The organism is Rhodococcus sp. Leaf233, from assembly GCF_001426165.1.
Lineage (GTDB): Bacteria > Actinomycetota > Actinomycetes > Mycobacteriales > Mycobacteriaceae > Rhodococcoides > Rhodococcoides fascians.
Genome location: NZ_LMRO01000009.1, coordinates 615,422 through 639,475, shown reverse-complemented (window position 1 = coordinate 639,475; position 24,054 = coordinate 615,422). Strand labels below are relative to the sequence as shown.

At 64.8% G+C, this 24,054-nt stretch carries 20 protein-coding genes and 1 tRNA gene; 14 read left to right on the top strand and 7 right to left on the bottom strand.

Annotated elements, in window-relative coordinates; all coding sequences use genetic code 11:
• Positions 1-16: 16 nt before the first annotated feature.
• A complete protein-coding gene (locus tag ASH04_RS13710; RefSeq protein ID WP_032385841.1) occupies positions 17-1,408 on the bottom strand; it encodes a GntP family permease in 1,392 nt (463 codons plus the stop codon).
• Between the two features lie 124 nt (positions 1,409-1,532).
• On the bottom strand, positions 1,533-2,093 hold the full coding sequence (locus ASH04_RS13705; RefSeq protein ID WP_057473722.1) for a molybdenum cofactor biosysynthesis protein: 561 nt from the start codon (positions 2,091-2,093) through the stop codon (positions 1,533-1,535).
• Positions 2,094-2,167: 74 nt separating this feature from the next.
• On the opposite strand from ASH04_RS13705, the gene ASH04_RS13700 reads away from it, so the two are divergent.
• Complete coding sequence (locus ASH04_RS13700; protein WP_057473721.1) at positions 2,168-3,712, top strand: carboxylesterase/lipase family protein; 1,545 nt, start codon at positions 2,168-2,170, stop codon at positions 3,710-3,712.
• Here the strand turns inward: ASH04_RS13700 and ASH04_RS13695 are convergent.
• Entirely contained in the window at positions 3,705-4,571 is an 867-nt protein-coding gene (locus ASH04_RS13695) for a DNA-formamidopyrimidine glycosylase family protein (RefSeq protein ID WP_027495990.1), read from the bottom strand. The genes ASH04_RS13700 and ASH04_RS13695 overlap by 8 nt on opposite strands.
• Positions 4,572-4,600: 29 nt before the next feature.
• Between ASH04_RS13695 and ASH04_RS13690 the strand changes: the two genes are divergently transcribed.
• The 3 genes from ASH04_RS13690 to ASH04_RS13680 are packed head-to-tail and all read left to right on the top strand — an operon-like array spanning position 4,601 to position 6,288.
• Positions 4,601-5,401: a thymidylate synthase gene (locus tag ASH04_RS13690; RefSeq protein ID WP_057473962.1), complete on the top strand. Its 801-nt coding sequence runs from the start codon at positions 4,601-4,603 to the stop codon at positions 5,399-5,401.
• Complete coding sequence (locus ASH04_RS13685) at positions 5,398-5,907, top strand: dihydrofolate reductase (RefSeq protein ID WP_327212966.1); 510 nt, start codon at positions 5,398-5,400, stop codon at positions 5,905-5,907. Before ASH04_RS13690 ends, ASH04_RS13685 begins: the two co-directional genes overlap by 4 nt.
• Positions 5,908-5,961: 54 nt before the next feature.
• Complete coding sequence (locus ASH04_RS13680; RefSeq protein WP_027495987.1) at positions 5,962-6,288, top strand: cupin domain-containing protein; 327 nt, start codon at positions 5,962-5,964, stop codon at positions 6,286-6,288.
• Here the strand turns inward: ASH04_RS13680 and ASH04_RS13675 are convergent.
• Both ASH04_RS13675 and ASH04_RS13670 read right to left on the bottom strand, forming a co-directional pair.
• On the bottom strand, positions 6,281-7,141 hold the full coding sequence (locus ASH04_RS13675; RefSeq protein WP_032365951.1) for a universal stress protein: 861 nt from the start codon (positions 7,139-7,141) through the stop codon (positions 6,281-6,283). The genes ASH04_RS13680 and ASH04_RS13675 overlap by 8 nt on opposite strands.
• Positions 7,142-7,244: 103 nt before the next feature.
• Entirely contained in the window at positions 7,245-8,150 is a 906-nt protein-coding gene (locus ASH04_RS13670; RefSeq protein WP_057473720.1) for an acyl-ACP desaturase, read from the bottom strand.
• 334 nt (positions 8,151-8,484) lie between these two features.
• Between ASH04_RS13670 and ASH04_RS13665 the strand changes: the two genes are divergently transcribed.
• The 8 genes from ASH04_RS13665 to ASH04_RS13630 all read left to right on the top strand — a co-directional run bounded on the left by ASH04_RS13665 (position 8,485) and on the right by ASH04_RS13630 (position 18,253).
• Positions 8,485-9,717 (top strand): PucR family transcriptional regulator, encoded by a 1,233-nt coding sequence (locus tag ASH04_RS13665; RefSeq protein ID WP_027495984.1) that lies wholly within the window; start codon positions 8,485-8,487, stop codon positions 9,715-9,717.
• Positions 9,718-9,791: 74 nt separating this feature from the next.
• Positions 9,792-10,496 carry an ABC transporter ATP-binding protein gene (locus ASH04_RS13660; RefSeq protein WP_176456678.1) on the top strand — a complete coding sequence of 235 codons (705 nt, stop codon included), beginning with the start codon at positions 9,792-9,794 and terminating at the stop codon, positions 10,494-10,496.
• Complete coding sequence (locus tag ASH04_RS13655; protein ID WP_057473719.1) at positions 10,493-12,964, top strand: FtsX-like permease family protein; 2,472 nt, start codon at positions 10,493-10,495, stop codon at positions 12,962-12,964. Before ASH04_RS13660 ends, ASH04_RS13655 begins: the two co-directional genes overlap by 4 nt.
• A 152-nt stretch (positions 12,965-13,116) precedes the next feature.
• On the top strand, positions 13,117-13,743 hold the full coding sequence (locus ASH04_RS13650; RefSeq protein ID WP_162247533.1) for an isochorismatase family protein: 627 nt from the start codon (positions 13,117-13,119) through the stop codon (positions 13,741-13,743).
• A 115-nt stretch (positions 13,744-13,858) separates the two neighbouring features.
• Positions 13,859-13,934: transfer RNA gene (locus ASH04_RS13645), tRNA-Arg, on the top strand.
• A gap of 191 nt (positions 13,935-14,125) precedes the next feature.
• Positions 14,126-14,527 (top strand): hypothetical protein, encoded by a 402-nt coding sequence (locus ASH04_RS13640; RefSeq protein WP_057473717.1) that lies wholly within the window; start codon positions 14,126-14,128, stop codon positions 14,525-14,527.
• Positions 14,528-15,309: 782 nt separating this feature from the next.
• Positions 15,310-16,665: an HNH endonuclease gene (locus ASH04_RS13635; RefSeq protein WP_156394539.1), complete on the top strand. Its 1,356-nt coding sequence runs from the start codon at positions 15,310-15,312 to the stop codon at positions 16,663-16,665.
• Between the two features lie 223 nt (positions 16,666-16,888).
• Positions 16,889-18,253, top strand: coding sequence for a DEAD/DEAH box helicase (locus ASH04_RS13630; RefSeq protein ID WP_057473715.1), 1,365 nt, complete (start codon positions 16,889-16,891; stop codon positions 18,251-18,253).
• A 29-nt stretch (positions 18,254-18,282) separates the two neighbouring features.
• Here the strand turns inward: ASH04_RS13630 and ASH04_RS13625 are convergent, their stop codons facing one another.
• Positions 18,283-19,539: an MFS transporter gene (locus tag ASH04_RS13625; protein WP_235580003.1), complete on the bottom strand. Its 1,257-nt coding sequence runs from the start codon at positions 19,537-19,539 to the stop codon at positions 18,283-18,285.
• A gap of 39 nt (positions 19,540-19,578) precedes the next feature.
• Here ASH04_RS13625 and ASH04_RS13620 point away from each other — a divergent pair, with 39 nt between their 5' ends.
• On the top strand, positions 19,579-21,609 hold the full coding sequence (locus ASH04_RS13620; RefSeq protein WP_027495976.1) for an ABC transporter ATP-binding protein: 2,031 nt from the start codon (positions 19,579-19,581) through the stop codon (positions 21,607-21,609).
• Positions 21,606-22,343 carry an energy-coupling factor transporter transmembrane component T family protein gene (locus ASH04_RS13615; protein WP_057473714.1) on the top strand — a complete coding sequence of 246 codons (738 nt, stop codon included), beginning with the start codon at positions 21,606-21,608 and terminating at the stop codon, positions 22,341-22,343. Before ASH04_RS13620 ends, ASH04_RS13615 begins: the two co-directional genes overlap by 4 nt.
• Position 22,344: 1 nt before the next feature.
• On the opposite strand, the gene ASH04_RS13610 is transcribed toward ASH04_RS13615, so the two are convergent.
• Positions 22,345-24,000 (bottom strand): VWA domain-containing protein, encoded by a 1,656-nt coding sequence (locus ASH04_RS13610; RefSeq protein WP_027495974.1) that lies wholly within the window; start codon positions 23,998-24,000, stop codon positions 22,345-22,347.
• Positions 24,001-24,054: the final 54 nt, after the last annotated feature.

The window sequence follows — 24,054 nt, the reverse complement described above, 5'->3', positions numbered from 1 at the left end:
ATATTCGCGGAAGAGGTCACAGGATCCAGCTCATCGGCACGATCAAGGCAATGGCAATGACCGATGCCACCGACACACCCACCGAGCACGTCTTGAGTGTGCCCCTCGTCGACTGGCCCATCAAGGACTGCAGCAGCCAGAACGTGTTGCTGGTGACGTGCACGGCGAACAGCGATCCGGCACCGGCGGCGAGCGCGATGAACACCGGGTCGAGACCGATCAGCGGCGCGACAGGCGCGAGGATGCCGGCCGAGGTGATGGCGGAGATCGTCACCGATCCGACGGCGATGTGCAACGCGGCCGCAATGACCCACACCATCAACAGTGGAGCCGCGGTACTGGCCGTGAAGTACTGGCCCAATATGTCGCCGAGACCCGCCTCGTTGATGACGGCTGCGAGCGATCCGCCGACACCGGTGAGGATGAGGATCTGGCCGCTCTCGGCGAAACCACGAGCGAGAGCTTTCTCCACCCGCTCCTGACCGACGTGGTAACGGCCGATGAGGCACGTCCCGACCAGTCCGAGGAGCAACGCGATGACCGGGCTGGCGATGAATTCGACCACCGGAACCGAGATCTCGGCGACTTCGAGAACGGCACCGATCGCGATCAGGACGAGCGCGAGCAGCAACGGCGAGAGCAACACCAGCAGCGAGGTCTGTTTCTCGGTGCGCACTTTCTGGGCCACGCCGCCGCCGGCGTCGAGTGGCTCGTCGTCGGTTTCGACAGGCTCCGGGCCCCCGGGCTCAGTGACTACGGTGATCTGTTGCTCGTCCTTCTCCTCGTTCCACCAACCGTGCCGGAAGACGAACGACATGATGGCCACCGACAGCACGACGACAGGAACGATAAGGATCAGTCCGTAGATCATCATCTTGCCCAACGGCACGCCGAGCAGTCCGGCCAACGCGAGCGTCGCGACTCCGGGAACCATGAACACGATGCCGCACTCCAGGGCGATGGCCAGCGCCGTCGCCATCCTCGCCGTGCCGTACTTGCCGATCTTGGGGGCGAGGTTGCGGGCGAGCGGTGCGGAAATCACCAACAGCACGTCGAGGAAGATGGACTGCAACAGAGTCGCGATGGTCAGCGACAGCGCGTACGGGAGCCGCTTGGGGCCGAAGGCTCTCAGCAAAGTGCCGACGAGACGCTGGATGGCGCTCATCTCCTGCAGCACCGAACCCATCAGGACGCCGAACGCGATGAGCAATCCGACCTCGGCCATGATCTCGCCGAATCCGCCGGTGATCGTGTCGACAGTGGTCGACACTCCCAGCTTGGTCGCCAGGCCCAGGTACGCAGCCCCGAGCACCAGCGAAATCACCGGGTTGAAATGGAAACGAACGATGAAGACCACCACCGCCAGTACTGCGACGACGGTGTTGATCACGATCCACAAATCGGACATCGGTAGGTCTTTCCACCAGAGAGTGACCGCCGCCATGCGTGGCGGGCCGGTGTGATGCGTCGCACCATTGCTCACATTATGGGCATAGATTTACTTCGTGAGCAAGAGCGACCCCGGCTTCGCGTCAGATGGGCTGCGCGCGCCGAACCGACAGCGCAGCTCGCGAGGCATCCAGTTCGACCGGGGAGCGAACCGACAGCGGCCCGACTCGCAGGATTCCGTCCGAGAGCGGCTCGACCCGCAATCCGCCGCGACCGATCAGTGCCTTGCGAGCGCCGTCGACCACCATGCGGTCCATCCACGCGCACGGATGGGCAGGTCGGCCGCCCCGGAAGCGAATCCAGCCGTCACCGGAATCGAGTTCGAATTCCAGTCCGCGCAGTGGGTCGAGCTCCAACCCGCGGACCACAACGTTTCGCCTGGCCACGGCCGGGTCGGGAACGTCGACGCCCAGAACCTCGCCGACGGCGTCCCAGGCTTCGAGTGCCAGGAAGCTCACCGCTGCCTCGGTATGAGCCTTGACCCCGAAGAACCGATCGCCGCGGATGCCCTTGTGGGCGACGATCTCGACGCTGTCCGGCAATTCGGTCGGCACGTCGGCCGGGCCGTCCTTGGATCTCCCGAAGTACGCGTGCGAGGGCGCGCGCAGCAGCTCCACTATCTCGGCTCGATACTCGAAAGGCATGCTTTCGAGTCTGCCCGGTACCCGACCCTGCCGGTTCTTACCGCCGGGTAAGAAGCGCCCGGTAGTATCGCGAAATGGCTGTGAAAACACGCGTGACCACGACGGACGGCATGATCGAGGGAAAGCCGGTCGGCAATCTCACCACCTGGCGGGGCATTCCCTACGCCGCCCCTCCCGTCGGTCCGCTTCGGTTTCGCGCACCTCAACCCACCCAGCCGTGGCAGGGCGTGCGCGACGCGACCGAGTGGGGCAACGCATCCGTTCAGCACAAGCGGGGCACGATGCTCGCAGTCGGCAAGTACCAACCGTCGAGCGAGGACTGCCTGACACTCAACGTCTTGGCACCGAGCACGCCGAGCACGACACCCAGACCGGTCATGGTGTTCATCCACGGCGGTGCGTACACGCTCGGCACGTCGGCCACCCCGCTGTACGGCGGAGGTTCGCTGGTCCGGCGCTCGCTGCAGGACGGCAACGGCATCATCTACGTGTCGGTCAACTACCGACTCGGCGCTTTGGGCTACCTCGACATGTCGCGATTCTCGACCCCCGAGCGGCCGTTCGATTCCAACCTGGGACTACGCGACCAGGTGGCGGCATTGGAGTGGGTAAAGCGCAACATCGCCGAGTTCGGCGGAGATCCCGACAACGTCACCGTCTTCGGCGAGTCCGCAGGCGGCAATGCCGTCACCACCCTGATGACAGTGCCCGCCGCGAAAGGCCTTTTCGCCCAGGCAATTGCCGAAAGCTCGGCACCGGGCATGACGACCGCCAAGCACCGGGCGGACCAGTGGGCGAGCGAGTACGTCGGGTACCTCGGAGGCACCGCCGAGACCGCGGTGGAAACCCTGGAGAACGCCGAGGTACTGGCACTCGGCCGAGCAGGCACCAAGCTCGGACTCACCACGCTGCACCGCACTCCCGGCCTGCTCCCCTTCGGCCCGGTGATCGACGGCGATTTCCTTCCTGTCGATCCGGTCGAGGCGTACGCGAACGGCACCGCACACAATGTGCCGCTGATCATCGGCACCAACGCCCGTGAGGGAACACTTTTTCCGAAGTTTCTGGATGCGTTGCCCACCAACCCCGAACGCATTTCCAAACTCTTCTCCCTTACCGATCCCGCGGCAGAACCGGTTGTCACCGGCGGATACCGGGGATACCCGAGCGAGCGGGCTGCCATCGACTTCGGCGGGGATTTCACGTTCTGGAAGCCGTCTCTCGAAGTGGCCGAGGGACATTCGCGTCACGCACCGACGTACTTCTATCGCTTCGACTTCGCCCCTCGGTCGATGAAGTTGCTGGGCCTCGACGCCACCCACGGGTTCGAGTTGTTCGCCGTCTTCGGCATCAACGAGACGTTGTTCGGCAAGGCTCTGACCGCGACAGGGGGACGAAAGTCGTTCGCGGAGGTCACCGAGCAGGTGCAGGCACACTGGATTGCGTTCGCCACCAACGGAAAGCCGTTGGAATCGTGGCCGGCATACGACGAAGCCGAGCGCAAGACATTGATCTTCGACACGCGCACTCGGGTGCAGAAAGATCCGCGCAGCGATCGCCGCAAAGCGTGGGAAGGCTATCGCGGCTACGCCAGCCAGACGCTCGAACCCGCTACTTGAGCAACCGCGACATCCGGCGGTCGGCAAGAATCTTGCCGGCCGTCTGGCACGTCGCGCAGTACTGAAAAGAGCGGTCCACGTAGGCGACCTCGCGCACCGGATCTCCGCAGACCGGGCACGGCAGCCCGGTTCTGGCGTGCACCCGCATGCCGGATCGCTTCTCCCCCTTCAGACGCGCCGCATCCTGCCCGGCCGAGCGGTCCACCGCGTCGGACAGGACCGAACGCATCGCGGCATAGAGAACCGCGACGGATTCCGCGTCGAGCTTGCTCGACGACGCGAACGGCGAGAGCTTGGCGACGTGCAGAATCTCGTCCGAGTAGGCGTTGCCGATTCCGGCGAGCAACGATTGGTCCACCAACGAGGTCTTCAGACGAGCTGTGGTGCTGCCTAGTATCTCGGCGAATTCGAGCTCGGTGACCGTCATCGCGTCCGGCCCGAGCCGGGCGATGCTCGCAACCTGCTGAGGATCACGGACCACCCAGACCGCCAATCGCTTTTTGGTACCGGCTTCGGTCAGGTCGATGGCGGGTGTAGCGCCCTCGGGAGTGAAGAAGTGGATCCGCAGCGCCAGCGGCCCCTTGCCCGGTTTCGGCGGAGCAACACTGGGGTTGTCCACCCATCGCAGCCAACCCCCACGCGACAGGTGGGTGATCAGCCACAGGTCACCCGCCTGCAGCGCCAGATGCTTTCCGAAGCGCGCGGCATCGGTGACGTCGCGACCCTGCAGATCGGTGATCGGCGGATCGAAGGTCTTGAGAACACTGAGTGCCGCGATGTCGATGCGGCCGATCACGGCACCGACGGCATGCTCGCGCAAGAAGCCGGCAAGGGCTTCCACCTCGGGTAATTCCGGCATGCGTCCAGTATGCAGCTACGATGGCCGTCGTGATGGTTCCGACTCCGTACGAAGATCTGCTGCGCCGCATCCTCGACACCGGTACGGCCAAATCCGACCGGACGGGAACCGGGACGACCAGCGTGTTCGGGCATCAGATGCGCTTCGATCTGGCCGCGGGCTTCCCGTTGATCACCACCAAGAAGGTCCATCTCAAGTCGATCGTCTACGAACTGCTGTGGTTTCTGCGCGGAGACTCCAATGTCACGTGGCTGCAGGAACACGGCGTCAGCATCTGGGACGAGTGGGCAGCTCCGGACGGCGAACTCGGCCCCGTCTACGGAGTGCAGTGGCGTTCGTGGCCGACCCCGTCGGGCGAGCACATCGACCAGATCAGCCAGGTCATCGAGACTCTGAAGACCGATCCGGATTCGCGGCGAATGATCGTCTCGGCGTGGAACGTCGGTGAAATCCCGCAGATGGCCCTGCCGCCGTGCCATGCGTTCTTCCAGTTCTATGTCGCCGACGGCAAGCTTTCATGCCAGCTGTATCAACGCAGCGCAGACATGTTCCTCGGCGTGCCCTTCAACATCGCCAGTTACGCACTCCTGACTCACATGGTCGCCGCACAGACCGGCCTCGACGTCGGCGAGTTCGTGTGGACCGGGGGCGACTGCCACATCTACGACAACCACCGCGACCAGGTTGCCGAGCAGCTCTCCCGCGAGGCGTACCCCTACCCGACTCTGAAACTGGCACAACGGGATTCGATCTTCGACTACACCTTCGACGACGTCGAGATCGTCGAGTATCAGCACCACCCTGCAATCAAGGCCCCGGTAGCGGTGTGAATGCACCGCACTTCGTGGGTCTGATCTGGGCTCAGAGCACCGCGGGCGTCATCGGGGACGCCGGATCGATCCCCTGGCACGTGCCCGAGGACATGGCGCACTTCAAATCGATGACGGCCGAGCACCCGGTGATCATGGGACGAAAGACGTGGGACTCACTGCCCGCGAAGTTCCGTCCGCTGCCGGACCGTCGCAACATCGTGGTCACCCGCAATTCCGCGTGGACCGCAGACGGTGCCGAGACCGCACCGAGCGTCGCCGACGCAGTGGCGCTGGTAGGCGACAGCCCGATCTGGATCATCGGCGGCGGCGAAATCTATCGCAGTGCAATGGGTATCGCGACCCACCTCGAAGTCACCGAGATCGACCTCGACGTCGACGGCGATACGAGCGCCCCCGAGATTTCGGACGAGTGGATTGCCGAGGCGGGCGATTGGCAGAACAGCCGCGTGGACGGAACGCGATTCCGTTGGGTGGAGTACGGGAAGCCTACCCAAACTGTTTGAGCGCGTTCATGATTCCCCCATCGCGGCTGCGGGTGGTGCGTCATACTGGCGGCTATGGACAAGAAGTCACTCACCGCACTTGCCCGTCAGCAACTCAAGCTCGCAGTCGGCGCGTCGAGTGGCCGCAGTTCGCAGACGGTGTACGGCGGCCACAGCCGCAAATTGAGGCAGACCGTCGTGGCGCTGGCCGCGGGTAACAAGCTGGCCGAGCACGATCTCAGCGGTGAGTCGACCGTCCTCGTCCTCAGCGGCAAGTTGGAACTGATCAGCGGTGAGAAGACCTGGAAGGGCTCCACCGGCGATCTCCTCGTGATCCCCGACGCACGGCACAGCGTCGAAGCCCTCGAAGACGTCAGCTTCTTGCTGACCGTCGCTATGTGACCGCTTTCCTGACGACCAACACCGGGCAATCTGCGGTGTTGACCAGAGCGAAGCTCGTCGACCCGAGCAGCATTCCTCCGAATCCGCCGCGCCCCCGGTTACCCACCACGATCACCGCTGCCGTTTCGGACAGTCCGCTGAGCACTCGAACGGGACGATCCTGGGCGACGACGCGTTGGACGTCGACCTCCGGGAACCGCTCTTGCCACCCGGCGAGACTTTCCGCCAGCAACGCTTCCTCGGTGTCGGCGATGGCCTGCCAATCCGCGGGCGCGCGACCGAACGAGCGCGTCAGATCCACGTCGGACCACACGTGTACCGCGATCAACGGAGCATCACGTGCCGAGGCCTCGACGAACGCCCACTCGACCGCTGCCTGATTGACGTCGGATCCGTCCACGCCGACGACGACCGGGCCCTCGGCGACGGGACGGCCGTCGATGTCGCGGCCGCGTACGACGGCGACGGGTGACACACTGTGGGCGGCCAGAGAGAGTGTGACAGCGCCCGTTTCGCTCGCTCCGATCACCAGGAGCTCGGCTTGGGCCGACACGCCGATGAGTACGTCCATCACGCCGCCCTCGACGGCACTCGAGGTCACCTCGAACGTCGGGTCGTCGACGACCGACACGGCCAGCGTTTCCGCGGCTGCGAGCCGCGATTTAGCGGTGGCGACGAATTCGGTTGCCTCGCCTGCGAATTCGCTCAGATCGACAACGCCTGGCATGTCGACGGCCGTCACGATGTGCAATCGCCGATCCCGTCGCCGAGCGCACAGGGCCGCCCAGATCACAGCCTTGTCGGCCGCAGCGGAACCGTCGATGCCGACGATGATCGGTCGATGCCCTGTCACGTGTCGGCCTCCGGTAGTAGCCCCGAGCCCGGTGGCTCGGTGAATGACGAACAGGGGTTCAGGCTAGTCGATGAATGGTCGCCGAAGGCGTGATGCACTCACCTCAGCTGGCGCGCAGCGCGTCTGCGTACCCCTGAGTTCGGGTGCGGTTCGCCTCGGCTGCCGCGGCCCGGGTGTCGAGATGGACCAGGTAGTCGGCCAATTGGTCGCGGCTGCGGACACCGACGCCCAGGTCGGTCCGCTCGAAGACGCGCCACCGCGCGAGCGTCGGCAGCAGCACCTCGTCGAGATGACGTCGAAGATCGAAGATCCCGTCCCGCTCGATGAGCATGGCGCTCCGACCGAAGCCGGGCAGGTTGGTACCCGGCAACTGCGCGTTCATGACTACTTCGGTGATCGCCGTGACGGTCGGAGCGGGGGCGACGTCGAGCGCTGCCGACACCAGATTCGCAAAGAAGGTGACGTGCAGTTTCTGGTCGTCGACTATCCGGCCGAGCAAGCGATCGGCAACCGGATCGTGGCACTGGTGCGCGGTATTCGTATGGCAGACGCTGCTGATCGATTCGTCGAGAGTCACCTGCGCCAGCGAACGAAGGAGGTGAGCGCCGTTCATCGGGGAGTCGAATCCCACCGTCTTGCACTGTGCGCGAGCTCGACCGAGCGCCGCCGGATCGACACTGCGGGTAGCGACGAGGTAGTCGGTGACGGCGGCAGCATGCCGGGTGCGCTCGGCGCTCCACTCGGTGAGCCATGCGGGCCACGAGCCGGTACCCGAGGCCGCGACCTCGCACCGATACAGCGGAATGTTCTGCTCGGTGAGGAGATCGGTGACCAGTGCCGCCTTGGCGGCCTCGGTCAGCGGTGACGTACGCGTTCCCCAGTACATCTCGGTCCGGACGAAATCCGTGGGCTGCCAGGAGACAGCTGTCGAGCGGTGGCGCGCGAGGTTGTCGTCGATCGTCGGCTGCAGTTCCCGTAGAACCGTGAACTGCCCGATGTCGCTGCGCATACTCGTCCTCTCACCCCGCTCGTCCGGACCGATCCGAGATCAAAGTAGGCGTGTAGCGCAGGCGATGGGACCGCCTTCTGCATTGTTTAGGGCAAGTCGCAAGGCCTCTCGTGGCCCGCTCGAGATAAATCACAACGAGTTTTGCCGAAACCATGGATCACACGTAGATAACAACCTATGATCGATCCTGTTAGAGGCCAGGAAACAAACTCAAAGTTTGAAAAACCTGCCATTTCGGCTGAAGTTGCATAGATTCACGACAGGAAGCGCGTTTCTACGCGTGAGTACGTTAGCTCTCTCAAAACCTGAAGAATCCAACACGAAGGGTTGATCTGTGACCGTTCACAACTCGACTGGCCTCGGAATCATGGTCGCAGGGCAGCCTGCTTCGGCTCCCCTTCGCGATTTTCGCGCAGTGGCGCGCCTCCTGGTAGGCCACTTCGCCGCCAATACTCCCTGCGGTTCACTTCCCGGTGAACAACTCCACGGAGACGTCACCGAATTCACCGTCAAGTGCATCAGCATCGCCGTGCAGATGCTCGACGAGCGCCGCGCACCTGCCGAGTCCGACTTGGCCGAACTGCGCGCCAAGGCCAGTCAATGGGCTCGTGAGGGTGTCCCGCTCGAGTCCGTCCTCAGCGTCTACCACGAGGGCATTCAGATCGGTTGGAATCTGGTGTCCAAGCGGGCAGGAGAAGGCGACGCCGCCCAGTTGATCGAGGCTGCACGCATGTTCGTGCTGCTGTCTGAGAAGGTCTCGATCGCGGCCAGCAAGAGCTACGTCGAAGAGCTTCAGGCGGTGGCGAGCGAGCATCACACAGCCGCGCACACGCTGGTCACCTCGTTGCTGAGCGGACACAACGCCGTCTCGATGGCCCGCCAGTCGGGCATCGAACTCGCCGACAGTTACCTCGTGCTCGCACTGTCGGTACCGCCGCACCCCGACGAGAACGACCCCAACATCCAGAAGACGGTGGCTGCACGACGCAAGCTGCGTCGCGTGCAGGCCGAACTGGCCACCGTGTGCGGACGCACTCCCCTGTCGCTGCTCAGCACCGAGGGCGGAACCGTCCTGATCCCCGGCGTCCACGACGACGAGTGGGTCGAGGCGCTGGTGCACCGCATCGGTACCGCCGCAGAGGTCCCCGTCACCGCCACCGCCGAGCAGGCTGCGACAGCCGACATTCCCACCGCAGCAGACCAGGTCCACGAACTGCTGTCCCTGGCTCATCAGCTGCACCGCCCGTCCGGGTTGTACCGGATGGACGACCTGGTGCTCGAGTACCAGCTCACTCGTCCCGGACCGGGTCGACGCCACCTCACCCAGATCCTCGAGCCACTCGATTCGTCACCCGAATTGCTCGAGACCCTCGAGATCCACATTTCGCACGACCTCAACCGTCAGCGCTCCGCCCGGCAACTCCATCTGCACACCAACACCGTCGACTATCGCCTCAAGCGAATCGCACAACTGACCGGGTTCGACCCGACTCGTCCGTCCGGTATCCGCCACCTCCAGGCGGCACTGGTGGCCAGGCGGCTCGAATCCTCGCGCGGCGCAGCGTGATCTGAGAACTCCGACCGGTTTCTCGACCCGACGGCAGGTAGCGTCGGAAGTATTCGAGAAGCAGGGGATCATGCATGACGAAGTTGAAGCTCCAGTTGTCCGGCGTGGTCAAGGAGTACCCCACCGGCGAACAACCGGTCCGTGCGTTGGACGGCATCGATCTCACGATCGACGGTGGTCAGTTCGTGTCACTGGTCGCGCCGTCCGGAGCAGGTAAGTCGACACTGCTGCACATGCTCGGCGCGCTGGACACTCCGACGGCCGGGTCCATCCGATTCAACGACGTCGAGGTCACCACCCTCGACGACAACGCACAGTCCGATTTCCGACGCCATCAGGTGGGCTTCGTCTTCCAGTTCTTCAACCTGCTGCCGACCATGTCGGCGTGGGAGAACGTCGCCGTTCCGAAGCTGCTGGACGGCACCCCCATCAAGAAGGCGAAAGCCGATGCGATGCGGCTGTTGGACATGGTGGGGCTGGCGCAGCGATCCGAACACCGCCCGGCGCAACTGTCGGGCGGTCAGATTCAACGCATCGCCATCGCCCGAGCCCTGATGATGGACCCGGCGCTGCTGATCGCCGACGAGCCGACGGGCAACCTCGATTCCAAGACCTCCCACAACGTCCTCGAGATTCTTGCCGACGTAGCCCACGGCAGCGAGGGACGTCGGGCAGTGGTGATGGCAACCCACGATCTCGAGGCGGCTCGGTCGACCGATCGCGTCGTCAGCATGATCGACGGCCGCGTCGACACCGACACCGCTGGTACACCTCGGTGATCGGTACCGCGCTCAGCAGATTTCGCGTCATCAGCCTCCGAGACCTCCGAATGCACTGGGTGCGTTCGCTGGTCTCGGCGGGAGTCGTGGCCGTCGCCGCGGGTTTGCTCATCGCCGTCCTCGGCACGTACGGATCGCTGACCGGATCCGTCGAACGTCTGGCGGTGTCGATCGCAGGCAACGCACAGTACGAAGTTGTCGGCGTGACCGATTCCGGATTCGCCCAGAACGAACTCGACGTCGTACGCGGTGTTGCGGGCGTCGATGCGGCGGTACCCCTGCTCCGCAGCATCGTACGATCCGATGTCGGCGAGCTGACGGTACTGGGTGTCGATTCATCGATCACGGCACTGCAGTCCGATCTGCAAGGTGCCGTGGGCAGCGCAGCGGGTCTGCTGTCCGACCCGTCGGGCGTATTGGTCGGAGCAGCAACGGGATTGACGCAGGGTGACACGGTCACGATCGCCGACCGACCCACTGCGGTAGTGGGCGTGATCGATGGCCCTGGCACGCAGCGCATCGGTGGGGGCATGTTCGCCGTCACGTTGCTGCCCACCGCGCAGGCCTTGACCGACCGGCCGGGCCAGGTCGATTCGATCTTCGTTCACGGTGGCGGAGACGACCTGCGATCGAACCTCGACGCGGCATTGGCCGGCCGAGTCTCGGTGATGAATCCGGAATTCCGGGCCGACAGAGCCGATCAGGCCATGAGTCTGACGCGCAATGCGACGCTGATGGTCTCCCTCATCGCGTTCGTCGTCGCGGCGTTCCTGGTGTTCAACGTCATGAACATGGCCATCGCCAAACGTCGCCCCACCATCTCCCTGCTCCGAGCAGTCGGCGGTCGGCGCGCCGACATCGTCCGCGACCTGTTGTTCGAGTCGGTACTGGTGGGTCTCGTCGGCGGTGCCATCGGGGTACCTCTCGGAATCGTCATGGGCCGCATCGCCATCGAGAGCCTGCCGCCGTTCCTGTCGCAAGCATTCGATGCGCGAATCGAATACGTGTTGCCGAGCTTCGCCATTCCCGTCGCGATCGTGGCCTGCGTGCTGGCCTGCGTCGGCGCGTCCGCTCTGGCTGCTGTTCAGGTGTATCGAATCTCGCCGATCGAGGCATTGGCAGTCGGTGGCGGAGAAACAACCGGCGGTCCGAAGCTGTCGTTCACGTTGGCCGCCACAGTGTTCGGTCTGCTCGCCATTGCCGGATCGTTCGTGTTCGCCGTCAACGTCGACGGGCAATTGACCCTCGGTGCCGGTGCCCTGTTCATGTTCGGCGTCGTCGCACTGTGCGTCGGCGGAACCGGGCCGATCGTCTGGGCCACCGGCGCTGTGCCCCGCCGATGGGGTGGTGCCGGACGGCTCGCCACCGCGACGATCGAACGCGCCCCGCGGCGCATCTGGGCGACGGTGATGACCATCGTCATCGCCGTGGGAGTCAGTGTGGGAGTGTCCGGTTCGTTGACGAACATGACCGACTCCGCCGCCGAATCACTGTCGTCGCTCGCCGACACGGACCTGTACGTATCGATGAGCTCACCCGACGCCATACCGTCGGGCCCGATCGTTCCCGCCGCCGTAGACGAGGCCGTGCGGGCGACGGCCGGCGTCTCCCGCGTCGTCGAAGGGCAGTGGGCCTACGCGACAATCGACGACGAGCTGGTCTCCATCCAAGGCGTCGCCGACGGAAGCAACGCGGTGACGCTGGCCTCGCTCCCCGCAGACGTACGTGCGGGATTGCTCGCGGGCGACGGGGTGGTGCTCTCGAAGGCGCTCGGTACGACGCTGGGAGTGACGGCGGGAGACTCCATCGATCTACCGACGCCGACCGGGGTGCAGAACGTACGCGTGCTCGATCTCGTGGACTACATCAACGCCGCAGGCGGCACGATGGCGATCTCACTGGAATCGATGCAGCGCTTCTACGACCGCCCGGGTGCGACGTACCTCGAGATCACCGTCGACGGAGACGTTGCCGCCGTGCAGGATTCGCTGCGATCGACACTGCCGCCCGAGGCATTCGTGTACACGGGTGCCGCGGCACTCGAGGGCACCAGCGCGGCCATCCGCCAATCCGGTGCGCTCGCCATCGCACTGCAGTGGATCGTCGCACTGGTCGCTGCCGTCGCATTGCTGAACACATTGACGCTGTCGGTACTCGAACGTCGACGTGAACTCGGCGTACTGCGCGCCATGGGCGGCGGTAGAGGAACCCTGGCACGCATGGTGCTCGCAGAGGCACTGTCTGTGGGCATCCTCGGCGGCGTGCTCGGCCTGATCATCGGTGCCGGCCTGCAATACCTGAGCACACTGATCCTCGGTGCCAGCATCGGAATTCCAGTGCAGTACAACGCCAGTTGGACGGTGCTGTTGTACGGACTCGTCGCGTTGGGCCTCTCGCTGTTGGGATCGGCTCCGCCTGCGGTACACGCATCACGCCTGAACATCGTGGATGCGATTGCCGCGGATTAGGTGGTGGGGATCGGGCTCGTTCTGCGGTGCTGGGGCCTAGGGATCCGCAAACGCGCGCGCGTTTGTCAGGTGCGAGCGAAATAGACAGCCAGCGGCTGACGACTCTGCGCGCGTCTGGCACATGCGCGCGCGTTTGTACGAGGATGACCGACGTGGCCACATTCAGCGTCGAAGTAGAGAAGTACGCGGTCGAGACTCTGCGCGACTGTGTGGGTGGTCCCGAGTGGGAGTTGCGGCCCGAGCGCGCGGCACTTCTGGTTCATGACATGCAGCCGTACTACCTGAACGTGCTGCAGTCCTCGGTTCGTGCGCGGGTGGCCGCAGAAGCGTCGGCGGTGCTCGCGTGCGCCAGGTCTGCCGGAGTGCCGATTCTGGCGAGCGGTCCGCGGGCGGCTGAGGCGATCGAACAGCGTGGACTGCTGGGGCCGATGTGGGGGTTGGGCCCGTCTGCCGAGGACGTGGCGGTCACCGAATCGGACTTCGTTCCGATCGCGAAGCGCAGCTACAGCGCGTTCTACGCGTCCGATCTCGAGGTCGAACTACGCCGACGAGGCCGTGACCAACTGGTCATCGTGGGTGTCTTCGCCTCGGCGGGAATTCTCGCGACGACGTTCGACGCTTTTGCCCGCGACATTCAGTGCTTCGTCGGCATCGAATCGGTCGCCGATTACACCGCCCACCAGCACCGCACCGCCCTGAATCTGATCGCATCACTGACCGGTGTGTTGACCAGCAGCGCGAACCTGCTTCACGATCTGCGGTGCGGACCGCTAGACTGACGACCGCGATGTGGGCCGGCTGTGCAGTACAACAGCGACCCACCCGCGACCCGATTGTTCGATTGATCGAAAGACTTTGCTGGCCAGGGACTTTGGAGCACTCGTTCGATCACCAGCCTTCGTAGCTCAGGGGATAGAGCAACCCTCTCCTAAAGGGTAGGTCGCAGGTTCGAATCCTGCCGAGGGCACCATCTGAGCAGCAGAATCACCGGCGAGCGAGAACGGGAGGCGAGCTGCAGCCCAAGGGCCGAGTTTGCGATTTCTACAATGCCGTCGATCTACTGGCCCGACTTGAGGGCAGCTTCTAGCTCTCTTCGAGGCAGGCCTCGGACGGCAAGATGAAATACCTAGGCAGCAGCACTCGACGACCGAAAGACGAACCATGCACTTCGACATACAGATTTGGGCCCCGATCTTGGTGGCAGTCGGAGCGTTTCTGCTGAAGGTCTACTCGGACGTCATGGGACATCGCGACTACGCGCGCGCTTCGATTCGATCCGACATAGATATCCTCGAAAAATTGACCGCGGGTACCGACGAGCACACCAAGCTGCAAGAACACATCGCTCAGCGTGTAAAAGAGCTAGTCATCAAGGAGTCTGAAGCCAGTCGCGACTGGATGCAGATCGGCATCGCCATCACGTTTTGGGTCGCGGGCGTCACTTTAGTTGTCGTCGGCTTCCGAAGCGGTGGTTGGCTCTGGTCCCTCGCCGCCCTTGGAGCCGCCATGTTCATCTTTGGTTTGGGAGGCATCCCCGCCTTCAGAAAGCGGGTTCGCCCGTAGTTTCAAATATCGAATGGCAGCGCACACCGTAGTCCGCCTCTGAGACGAAGCCGCTCATCCTGTTAGCGAGTTAGACGTTCCCCTCCAAGCCCGTACATCTTTCGAGCCACAGTGCGCTGCGTGCGGGCATCGCACCGGATGGGAGGGGTGCCCTCCAGGCCCCTAACTTTCGGGCCGTGCGCAGGTACCTGCGCGTTCCTTCACGCGAACCTGACCTCCGTCGGGGGTTGCCTTGCTATGTTGGTTTGACACTGAGCCGAACTCCGTTGCCCCGCAATCGCTTCCGGCGTCTGCTGACATACTTCCGCTCACGAACGAGCCCCCGCATGTCCATTTCTCGTCAAGACACCCGACTTTATCTGTAACCCGATGCCAAAATCGCCGAGAAGGAGGAAGAGCTCTAGAATGCCCGCGAGTGGGCCCAAACCTGCGCCGACCATTGGGGCATCGACTCGTTCGCTTACACCCAGGCTGTCGAATCGCGGGACATCACCCGAACTGTTGTGCGCCACATGCAGCTCGGGCAACCGATCCCCGAAAAGCTCCTGTAGCTGGAGAGTCCCGAGTGGCTACAGCTGGGTTCGATTCCCATCGGGACACACACTGCCGTTTTGCCTGGTAGGACTACAAAGCTACGAGGCATCCTAATCGGGTTCGAATCCTGCCGAGGGCACCAGCATCGCTTTTCGTCGCGCACTCTCAGATTTCACACCCCGCCCTATTGCACTACCTTCCGAACCGGCGTAAATTCGAACATGCATTCGAGTACTGGGGAGGAACTCGTGGTCACAGCTATACAAGAATCACCGCTCACATCCGCCGAGGTGTTGAGGTTTGTTGCGCGTCTTCAGGCGTCCGACATAGTCGTCGACGCAGCAGCAGGCATCGATCTCATCTCTGCTCTCGAAACCGTCAAATGCGTCAGCGTGGCAACCCAAGCCGTCGTGACCGATGCCGTCGCAACCGTGATCAGCACCGAACGTCGTGAACGTGGCAAACCGAAAGCTCAGTGGCGCACCGGTATTGCGTCGCAGATCGGCCTGGCTCGACGAGAGTCACCCAACCGCGGCGGCACTCATCTCGGTCTCGCTCGTGCACTTGTCCACGAAATGCCACACACCCTGGCGCGCCTGAAAGCCGGCGAACTGAACGAGTGGCGCGTCATGATCCTCGCTCGCGAAACCGCGTGTCTCACCGTCGACGATCGCCGAACCATCGATGAACGCCTGTGCGCAGACCCCGCCACCCTCGCCGGTGCAGGAGATCGCACCATCGAGGGTCGCGCCCGCGCACTCGCCAACGAACTGGACGCCGCCTCCCAGGTCAAGCGACGCGCAAAGGCATACGCCGCACGCCGAGTCAGTACGCGCCCCGCACCCGAATTGATGGGATTCTTCACCGCGCTCACCTCGATGGAGAAGACCGTCTGCATGTGGGCGACCCTGCGGCGCGACGCCGACACCGTCATCAACGCAGGTGGCGACACACGCAGCCGCGACCAGATCATGGCCGACCTGGTGTTCGAGAGAGTCACCGGCGCATCGGCCGCTCAAGGTCCACCGGTCACCGTCGACATCGTCATCTCGGATTCGACCCTGCTCGCCGGTGGCGACACGTCCGCATATCTGCACGGCTACGGCGACATCCCGTCGGACGTCGCACGCCAACTCGTGCGCGACGCACTCGACGGCGCACAGGGCAATGAGACGCGCGTCGCATTACGTCGCCTCTATGCCCACCCGAAAACCGGCGCACTGACAGCCGTCGAATCCACATCCCGCGCATTTCCCACCGCATTGGGACGCCTCATCGATCTCCGCGATCGCACGTGCCGCACCCCGTGGTGCGACGCGCCCATCCGGCACCACGACCACATCACCGCACACACCGCGGGCGGAGCGACAAGCGCCGAAAACGGCGCAGGTCTTTGTGCCGCATGCAATTACGCGAAAGAAGGCGAAGGCTGGACGGCCGAAGCACTACGAGACAAACGGAACGCGCGACATCGCTACAGGCTCATCTCACCCACCGGGCACACGTACGATTCGAGCGCGCCGCCGATGCCGGTGGTCGAGCTCTACAGCTCGCCGGCGGAGAACGTCTACATCGACGGACTGTTCGGCTCCGACGCCGCGTGACCGTCGACCGCGGGAAGAGATCGGGTCCGCACTCGGTTACACTCGGTATCGACGCGCGTAACTGCACGTCAGACGTCGTGGAATGCTCCCGAATCACCATGTGCACCCCGCACAGGCTTCTCTTACGGCGATCGAAACTGCCCACCGGCAGTCTCGCCACCTTGCATCTCGGCCCGAAGGCCCGCAGGTGCAACACCCTGCCCGAAAGGCACTTTTCATCACAATGACGACCCCACAGACTTTTGCTGCACTCGGAGTACCCCAGGCCATCGCAGACGTACTCGCGAGCCAGGGCAAGACCGAGGCCTTCCCCATCCAGGCCGACACGCTCCCCGACACACTGCAGGGACGCGACGTACTCGGACGCGGAAAGACCGGCAGCGGAAAGACACTCGCATTTTCCATCCCCATGGTCGCGCGCCTCGCCGGCCAACTCCCCGGCAACCGCAAGCCCGGCCGCCCGCGCGGACTGATCCTTGCGCCGACGCGTGAGCTCGCCACCCAGATCGCCGTCGCGATCGAACCCCTCGCCGCCGCATACTCGTTGAAGGTCACGACGATCTTCGGCGGTGTCTCGCAGGTTCGCCAGGTGTCCGCACTCAAGTCGGGTGTCGACATCGTCGTCGCCTGCCCCGGACGCCTCGAAGACCTCATGAAGCAGCGCCACCTGACGCTCGACGGCGTACAGATCACCGTCCTCGACGAGGCAGATCACATGGCCGACCTCGGGTTCCTGCCCGTCGTCACCCGGATCCTCGCCGCTACCCCCGACAAGGGTCAGCGGATGCTGTTCTCGGCGACCCTGGACAACGGTGTCGACAAACTGGTCAAGCGCTTCCTGCACAACCAGATCACGCACTCCGTCGACGAGGCGACCTCACACGTCGAGGCCATGACACACAGCGTCTTCGAGGTAGACGGCGTCGAAGCCAAGAAGAAGCTGGTCCACCAGCTCGCCTCCGGCACCGGACGTCGCATCCTGTTCATGCGCACCAAGCACCAGGCCCGCAAGCTCGCCAAGCAGCTCACCGACGCCGGAATCCCGTCCGTCGACCTGCACGGCAACCTCTCGCAGGCCGCACGTGACCGCAACCTCGCGGCCTTCTCCTCCGGCCAGGCCCGCGTGCTCGTCGCCACCGACGTCGCAGCCCGCGGCGTTCACGTCGACGACGTTCAGCTGGTCGTCCACGTCGATCCCCCAGCCGAGCACAAGGCGTACCTGCACCGCTCCGGCCGCACCGCGCGCGCCGGCAGCGCAGGCGACGTCGTGACCGTCGTCTTACCCGAGCAGCGCAAGGACACCGCAGTTCTGCTGCGCAAGGCCGACATCAAGGTCACCCCGATCCGCGTCACCGCCGACTCGCCTGCAGTGGCGAACCTCGTCGGCGAGCAGGCCCGTTACGTCGAGCCTGCACCGCGAGTCGAGCAAGCCCCCGCCCGCACGGGAGCCCCGCGCAACAACAACGCGCGACGCGGCGGCCCGGCCCGCTCGGGTGGTCAGCCGCGCAGTGGTGGTCAGCCGCGCAGCGGTGGCGGCGGCCACAGCCGTCGCGCAGCAGGCCCGGCCACGAGCCAGCGCAGCCGCTGACCCGAAGTTCGGAAACAGGAAAGCCCTCGCTACGAGGGCTTTCCTGTTCTGATGCTCACCACGGCAGCAACCGCGCACAAGCCGGCCGCGCCGAACCACGCCATCGTGTATGCGCCGGTGGCGTCCCGCACGACGCCCGCGACGACGGACGCGATGCCCGCTCCGATCTGGTGTGAGGCGAACACCCATCCGAACACCAGAGAACCCTTGTCGCCGAACACCTCTCGGCACAGAGCAATCGTGGGCGGAACCGTTGCCACCCAATCCAATCCGTAGATGACCACGAAGATGACGATCGACGGTTGAATGGTTGCCGACAGCAACCACGGCAGAAACAGCAGCGAGATTCCGCGAAAGCCGTAATAGGCCGCCAACAGATACCGCGGATTCACTCGATCGGTCAGCCAACCCGATGCGATCGTCCCGACGATGTCGAAGATTCCCACCACCGCCAGCAGACCCGCTGCGGTGGTTTCGTGCATTCCGTGGTCGTGCGCCGACGGTATGAAGTGAGTTCCGATGAGCCCGTTGGTCGTTGCGCCACAGATCGCGAATCCGAGCACCAACGCCCAGAAGGTTCGTACTCGGCTCGCGTCGCGTAGAGCCTGTACCGCTGCGCGCGCCGGGTTCACGGTCGACACCGCCGCCGGCGGGACGTAGTCGGCGGGTGCGCCGTACGGAGTCACGCCGACATCGGTCGGCATGTTGCGCAGCCACCGCAACACGAACGGCACCACGATCAGCGAGCCCCCGGCGATGAGGAACGATGCTGCGCGCCAACCGGATCGGTCGACCAGCTGAGCGATCAACGGCAGAAAGATCAACTGCCCCGTCGCGCTGCCCGCGGTCAACACGCCCGAGACGAGCCCTCGACGCTGTACGAACCATCTATTCGTCACCACCGCCGCGAACACCAGAGCCATCGACCCCGTGCCCAACCCGATCATGACGCCCCACGTCAACACCAACTGCCATGCCTGGGTCACGAACACACTCAGAGCGCTGCCCGCGGCCACGACGACCAACGCCGTCGACGTCACAGCTCGGATCCCGAAACGCTCCATCAACGCCGCGGCGAACGGTGCCGTCAGACCGAACAGCACCAGGTTGACGCCCACCGCCAGCGACAGCATCGACCGCGGCCAACCGAACTCTTCCTGCAGCGGCACCATCAACACACTCGGTGCGGCCCGGAACCCCGCCGCACCGACGAGAGCGAGGAAGGCCACCGCGGCGACGATCCATGCCGGATGAAGTCGCCTGCGGGTCGCGATCTCGGAAGTCACGCAGACAGTGTGCCTCAGTCGAGCTGGCACACTGGAGCGGTGACCGTCAGCGCTGCCCACCGTCCCGAGTCCGGGCCCCTCGGTCCGCAAGAATTGGCGACCGCTGCGGTGATGAGCAGCTTCACCGTCGCGCTGACGGTGATCGGCGTGCTGGTGCCGATGGCAGCGATTCTGCAGGTAGTCGCCGCTATTCCCATGTCGGTGGTGGCCCTGCGCTATCGCACGCGAGCATTGGTCACCTCAGCGGTGGCGGGCATACTCGTAGGATTCGTCGCGGCCGGCACTCAGACGGCGCTCACCGTGGCCAGTGCGGCATTGCTGGGCGGTCTGGTCGGCCGGGCGAAGCGCCGGAAACAAGGCCTGTTCGGCGTGCTCGTCACGTCGGCAATCGTCGGACCGGCACTCGGAGCCCTCGCGGTGCTGTTGCTGCTGATCCTCGTCCCGCTACGGCAGCTGTTTCTCGAGACGCTCCGCAACACCATCGAAGGCATCTCCCGACTGTTCGAGCGCGTATCCGCCCCGCAGGTCATCCCCGATGTCATTCGCAGCAGCAGCACAGCGGTACTCGACAACTGGTGGTGGTGGGTCGGCGGGTCCATCGCATTCGGCATCGTCACCGGAACTCTGTTCGCGTGGCTGATCCTCACCGCCATCCTCGATCGCCTCTCGGCCATCCCCACACCGGAGCCGTTCGTCTCGGGCATCGACGACGAGATCGCGCCACTGCCCGTCACCCTGACCGCCGTCGGCTACCGATATCCCGGCAGTAGATCGGCAGCGTTGAGCGGCATCGACCTGCACATCGAACAGGGTGAATTCGTCGCGATCGTCGGCCACAACGGATCCGGCAAATCTACGCTGACGCGAATTCTCGCAGGCCGTGAGCCCTCCGAGGGCTCGGTGACTCGTCCCGGCTCCACCGGACTCGGCCGGTACGGCGGCACCGCAGTGGTGTTGCAGCGACCCGAAAGTCAGATCCTCGGTACCCGCGTCGCCGACGACGTCGTATGGGGACTGCCACCCGGCGACTCTCGCCCCGACGTCGACGCCTTGCTCGACGAGGTGGGGTTGAGCGGCATGGGTGCTCGCGACACGGCCTCGCTTTCCGGCGGCGAGATGCAGCGACTTGCCGTCGCCGCTGCCCTGGCTCGTCGCCCCGCTCTGCTGATCGCCGACGAGGCAACCGCCATGATCGACGCCTCGGGCCGCGAGCATCTGGTCTCGCTACTCGCGGCACTGCCCCGTCGGCACGGGATGTCGGTCGTACTCGTGACCCATCATGTCTCGGAAACTGTTGCCGCTCATCGCGTCGTACACCTGCACGAGGGCATGCAGGTGGAGCACGACACTGCATGGATGCAGACCAGGACCGGCAACGCTGCTGTGCTGCACGACAATTCGAGCCCGCGCCTGCTCGAACTACGCGACGTGCGGCACGTCTACAACAGACGCACCCCGTGGGCACAATCGGCGTTGAACGGCGTCGACATCACCGTCAAGCGAGGCGAGGGAGTTCTCGTTCTCGGCGGAAACGGTTCGGGCAAGTCGACTCTGGCGTGGATCATGGCCGGGCTTACCGGGCCCACCACCGGCGTCGCGCAACTGGACGGCAAGGCGATGACGTCGCGAGTCGGCGACGTCGGGTTGGCCTTTCAGCATTCGCGCCTGCAGTTGCAGCGGCGGACCGTCTCCGAGGACATCGCCGCGGCCGCGGGGCCCGAAACCGGTTCTGCCACAGTGTCGGCCGCGATGGATGCCGTCGGCCTCGACCGGTCACTGGCCGCACGCAACGTCGACTCGCTCAGCGGCGGGCAAATGCGACGCGTGGTGCTGGCCGGTCTGATCGCTCGTCGACCCCGCATCTTGGTGCTCGACGAGCCGCTGGCCGGACTCGACCCGCCCGGCCGCGACGACATCATCGGCGTCCTCGCCGGCCTGCGTGAGCGCGGCGTCTCGATTGTGGTCATCTCGCACGACGTGGACGGTATGGACGCCGTCTGCAGTCGAACCATCACGATGGCCGACGGCCATATCGTCTCCGATTCGATTCATGGGAGCGTGCATTCGTGACGACCGTCGTACTGCGCCAGGTTCCGCGGTTCTCACCCATTCATCGACTGTGGGCGGGCACCAAGCTCATCGTGGTGTTGCTGCTCAGCATCACCCTCGTCGCGGCTCCGACGTGGCCTGCCCTCGGCATCGTGTTCGCGCTGCTGATCGTCGCGGCTGTCATCGCCCACATTCCGATCACAGCACTACCGCGCCCGCCGTGGTGGATCTGGGCGCTGTTCGGCGTCGGAGCACTGATCAATCTGCCCATCGGTGGCGCAGCGGTTCTGCTGTACTTCCGTGCCACGCTGTTCGTGTTCGTTCTGCTGGGCGCATCGATGATGATCGGGTGGACGACGTCGATGAGCGACATCGCTCCGGCGGTGTCGAAACTCGGTGCACCGCTCAAGAAGCTGAAGCTGCCGGTGGACGAGTGGGCGATCGCCGTGGCGCTCAGCCTGCGGTCGCTTCCGCTGCTCATCGAGGAGATGCGCACCCTCAACGCCGCCCGGCGGCTGCGACCGAAGCCGGTGGTCAACAGTGCGTCGGACAATTCACTGGTCGACATCGTGACCACGGTGATGTCGGTGGCTATCAGGCGCGCGGACGAGATGGGTGAGGCCATCACCGCACGCGGGGGCACCGGCATGATCACCGCCACCGAGGCACGTTTCAAGGCCTCGGACGCGGCGACTCTGGTGGTGGTGACGCTGGCCTGCGCGGCCGCGATCGCGATCAGCTTCCTGCTGCGGTGAGCTACTCCCCCGCGAGACGCTCGGTGCGCGAGTTCAACGCCTTGACGAACACGTCCGGGATATCGCGGGGATCCTCGGCGACATAGCTCGTACCACCGGTGGCCGCGGAGATCTGCTGCAGCGCAACCGGATCGGCATCACTGGTGACGCCGACTGTGATGATCACGATGGGACGCACCGGATCCTGCTCCTTCTGCAGGGCGGCGAGAAGCTGGTCCAGGGAGATGCTGCCGTTGTCCTCGTTCGCGCCGTCGGTGAGGATGATGACGCTGTTGACGTAATCGGGGTCGTAGCCCTCCTTGACACGTCGGAACGCCGCCAGCGTCGTGTCGTAAAGTCCGGTCCCGCCTCCGACCAGAGCCGGTAGCCCACGGACTGCATCGAGAATGGCCTGACGCTGCGGCTTACCGTCGAACGTGTTGCTCACCGGGCCGAGCGGCACCAGTTCTCGATAGTCCTGCTTTCCACCACCGAGCCCGATGGAGAAGGCCCACAGCCCCATCTGCGTCTGGTCGCTGAACAGATCGTTGGCACCGAGCGAGGCATCGACGGTCAACGCGATGCGGGTGGAGTCGCCGGATTTCGCCGCCATCGAACCCGATACGTCCTCGACGACGAGGGTCCGGAGCGGCAACGCGAGCACCGCCCAGTCGCGCAGCGTCGTCTCGATCGACAGCGGATTCTTGATTTCCAACGCGGCGACCGAGCCGACGCCTCTGCCGTCGGCCAAGGGGGTTCCACTCGACGTTCGGAAGCCGGCTGCAACGAGTGTGTCCGTCGCCGACTGCGAGGCCAGCACCGACGCCAACGCGGCCCCGGCGGCCTTGACGCGGTCGTACTCCGGCCCGGCCGGAGCCGTGACGGCGAGGGGGTAGTTGAGGAAGTAGCTGCCCGTCGGCGGCACCGACTCGGTGAGCGACGATCCGGGGTTCGCTGCCTCGTAGGCCAGCACGGCCTGTTCGGTGGCGACGCTGGTTCCGCCCTCGGTCGCCACCTGGGCGACGAGGTCCGGGGTGTCGTGGGGCGTGTCGGCTATCCGGCCGAAGTCCTGTGCCATGGGCACCAGAGCGGCGGACACTGCTTTGGCGTCGGAGATCGCGACCTCGGACTCGGCCAGCGCACCGAGGATCGCAGCGTTGGACGCACTACTGGTGAGCGGATCGCCGATGCGTTGGCCCGGCATCTGCAGCACGCTGAGCCAGGTGTCGGTCACCGGGGCACCGTCGGAGGCCGACACCAGCACGGGCAGTGTGTTCGCCACCGACGTCTTGGCGAGTTCGGGCAGGGCTCCGGTCGAACGCAAAGTCTTGAGCAGCCACAACGTCGAGTCCGGGATCCACAGGTCGGGGCGGTTCTCGTCGGTACCTGCGATCTCGGTCGCCGTGTCGGTGGGGCGCTCGGCCCGCACCTCGAAGTCGACGCAGCCGCGGTCCACCTCGCCCGCCTGGGCCAGGATCTGCTGCACCGGTTCGGCGATCGAGGTGTCCACCGCGAGCGAGACCGTGTCCAGCGATTCGCACGAGTCCGAACCCGCTGCGCGTACGGCCTGGACGCCGAACCAGCCACCGGCCGCGACCACGACTACTGCCAGCGCGGCCGCGCCCCAGGTCACGGCAGGACTGAACCTGCGACTACTGCCGCTGTGACGTCCTGACATCGCTGACTCCCCTACCTATACCCCCGACACGACTGTGTTGCGGGACTTCTCCGC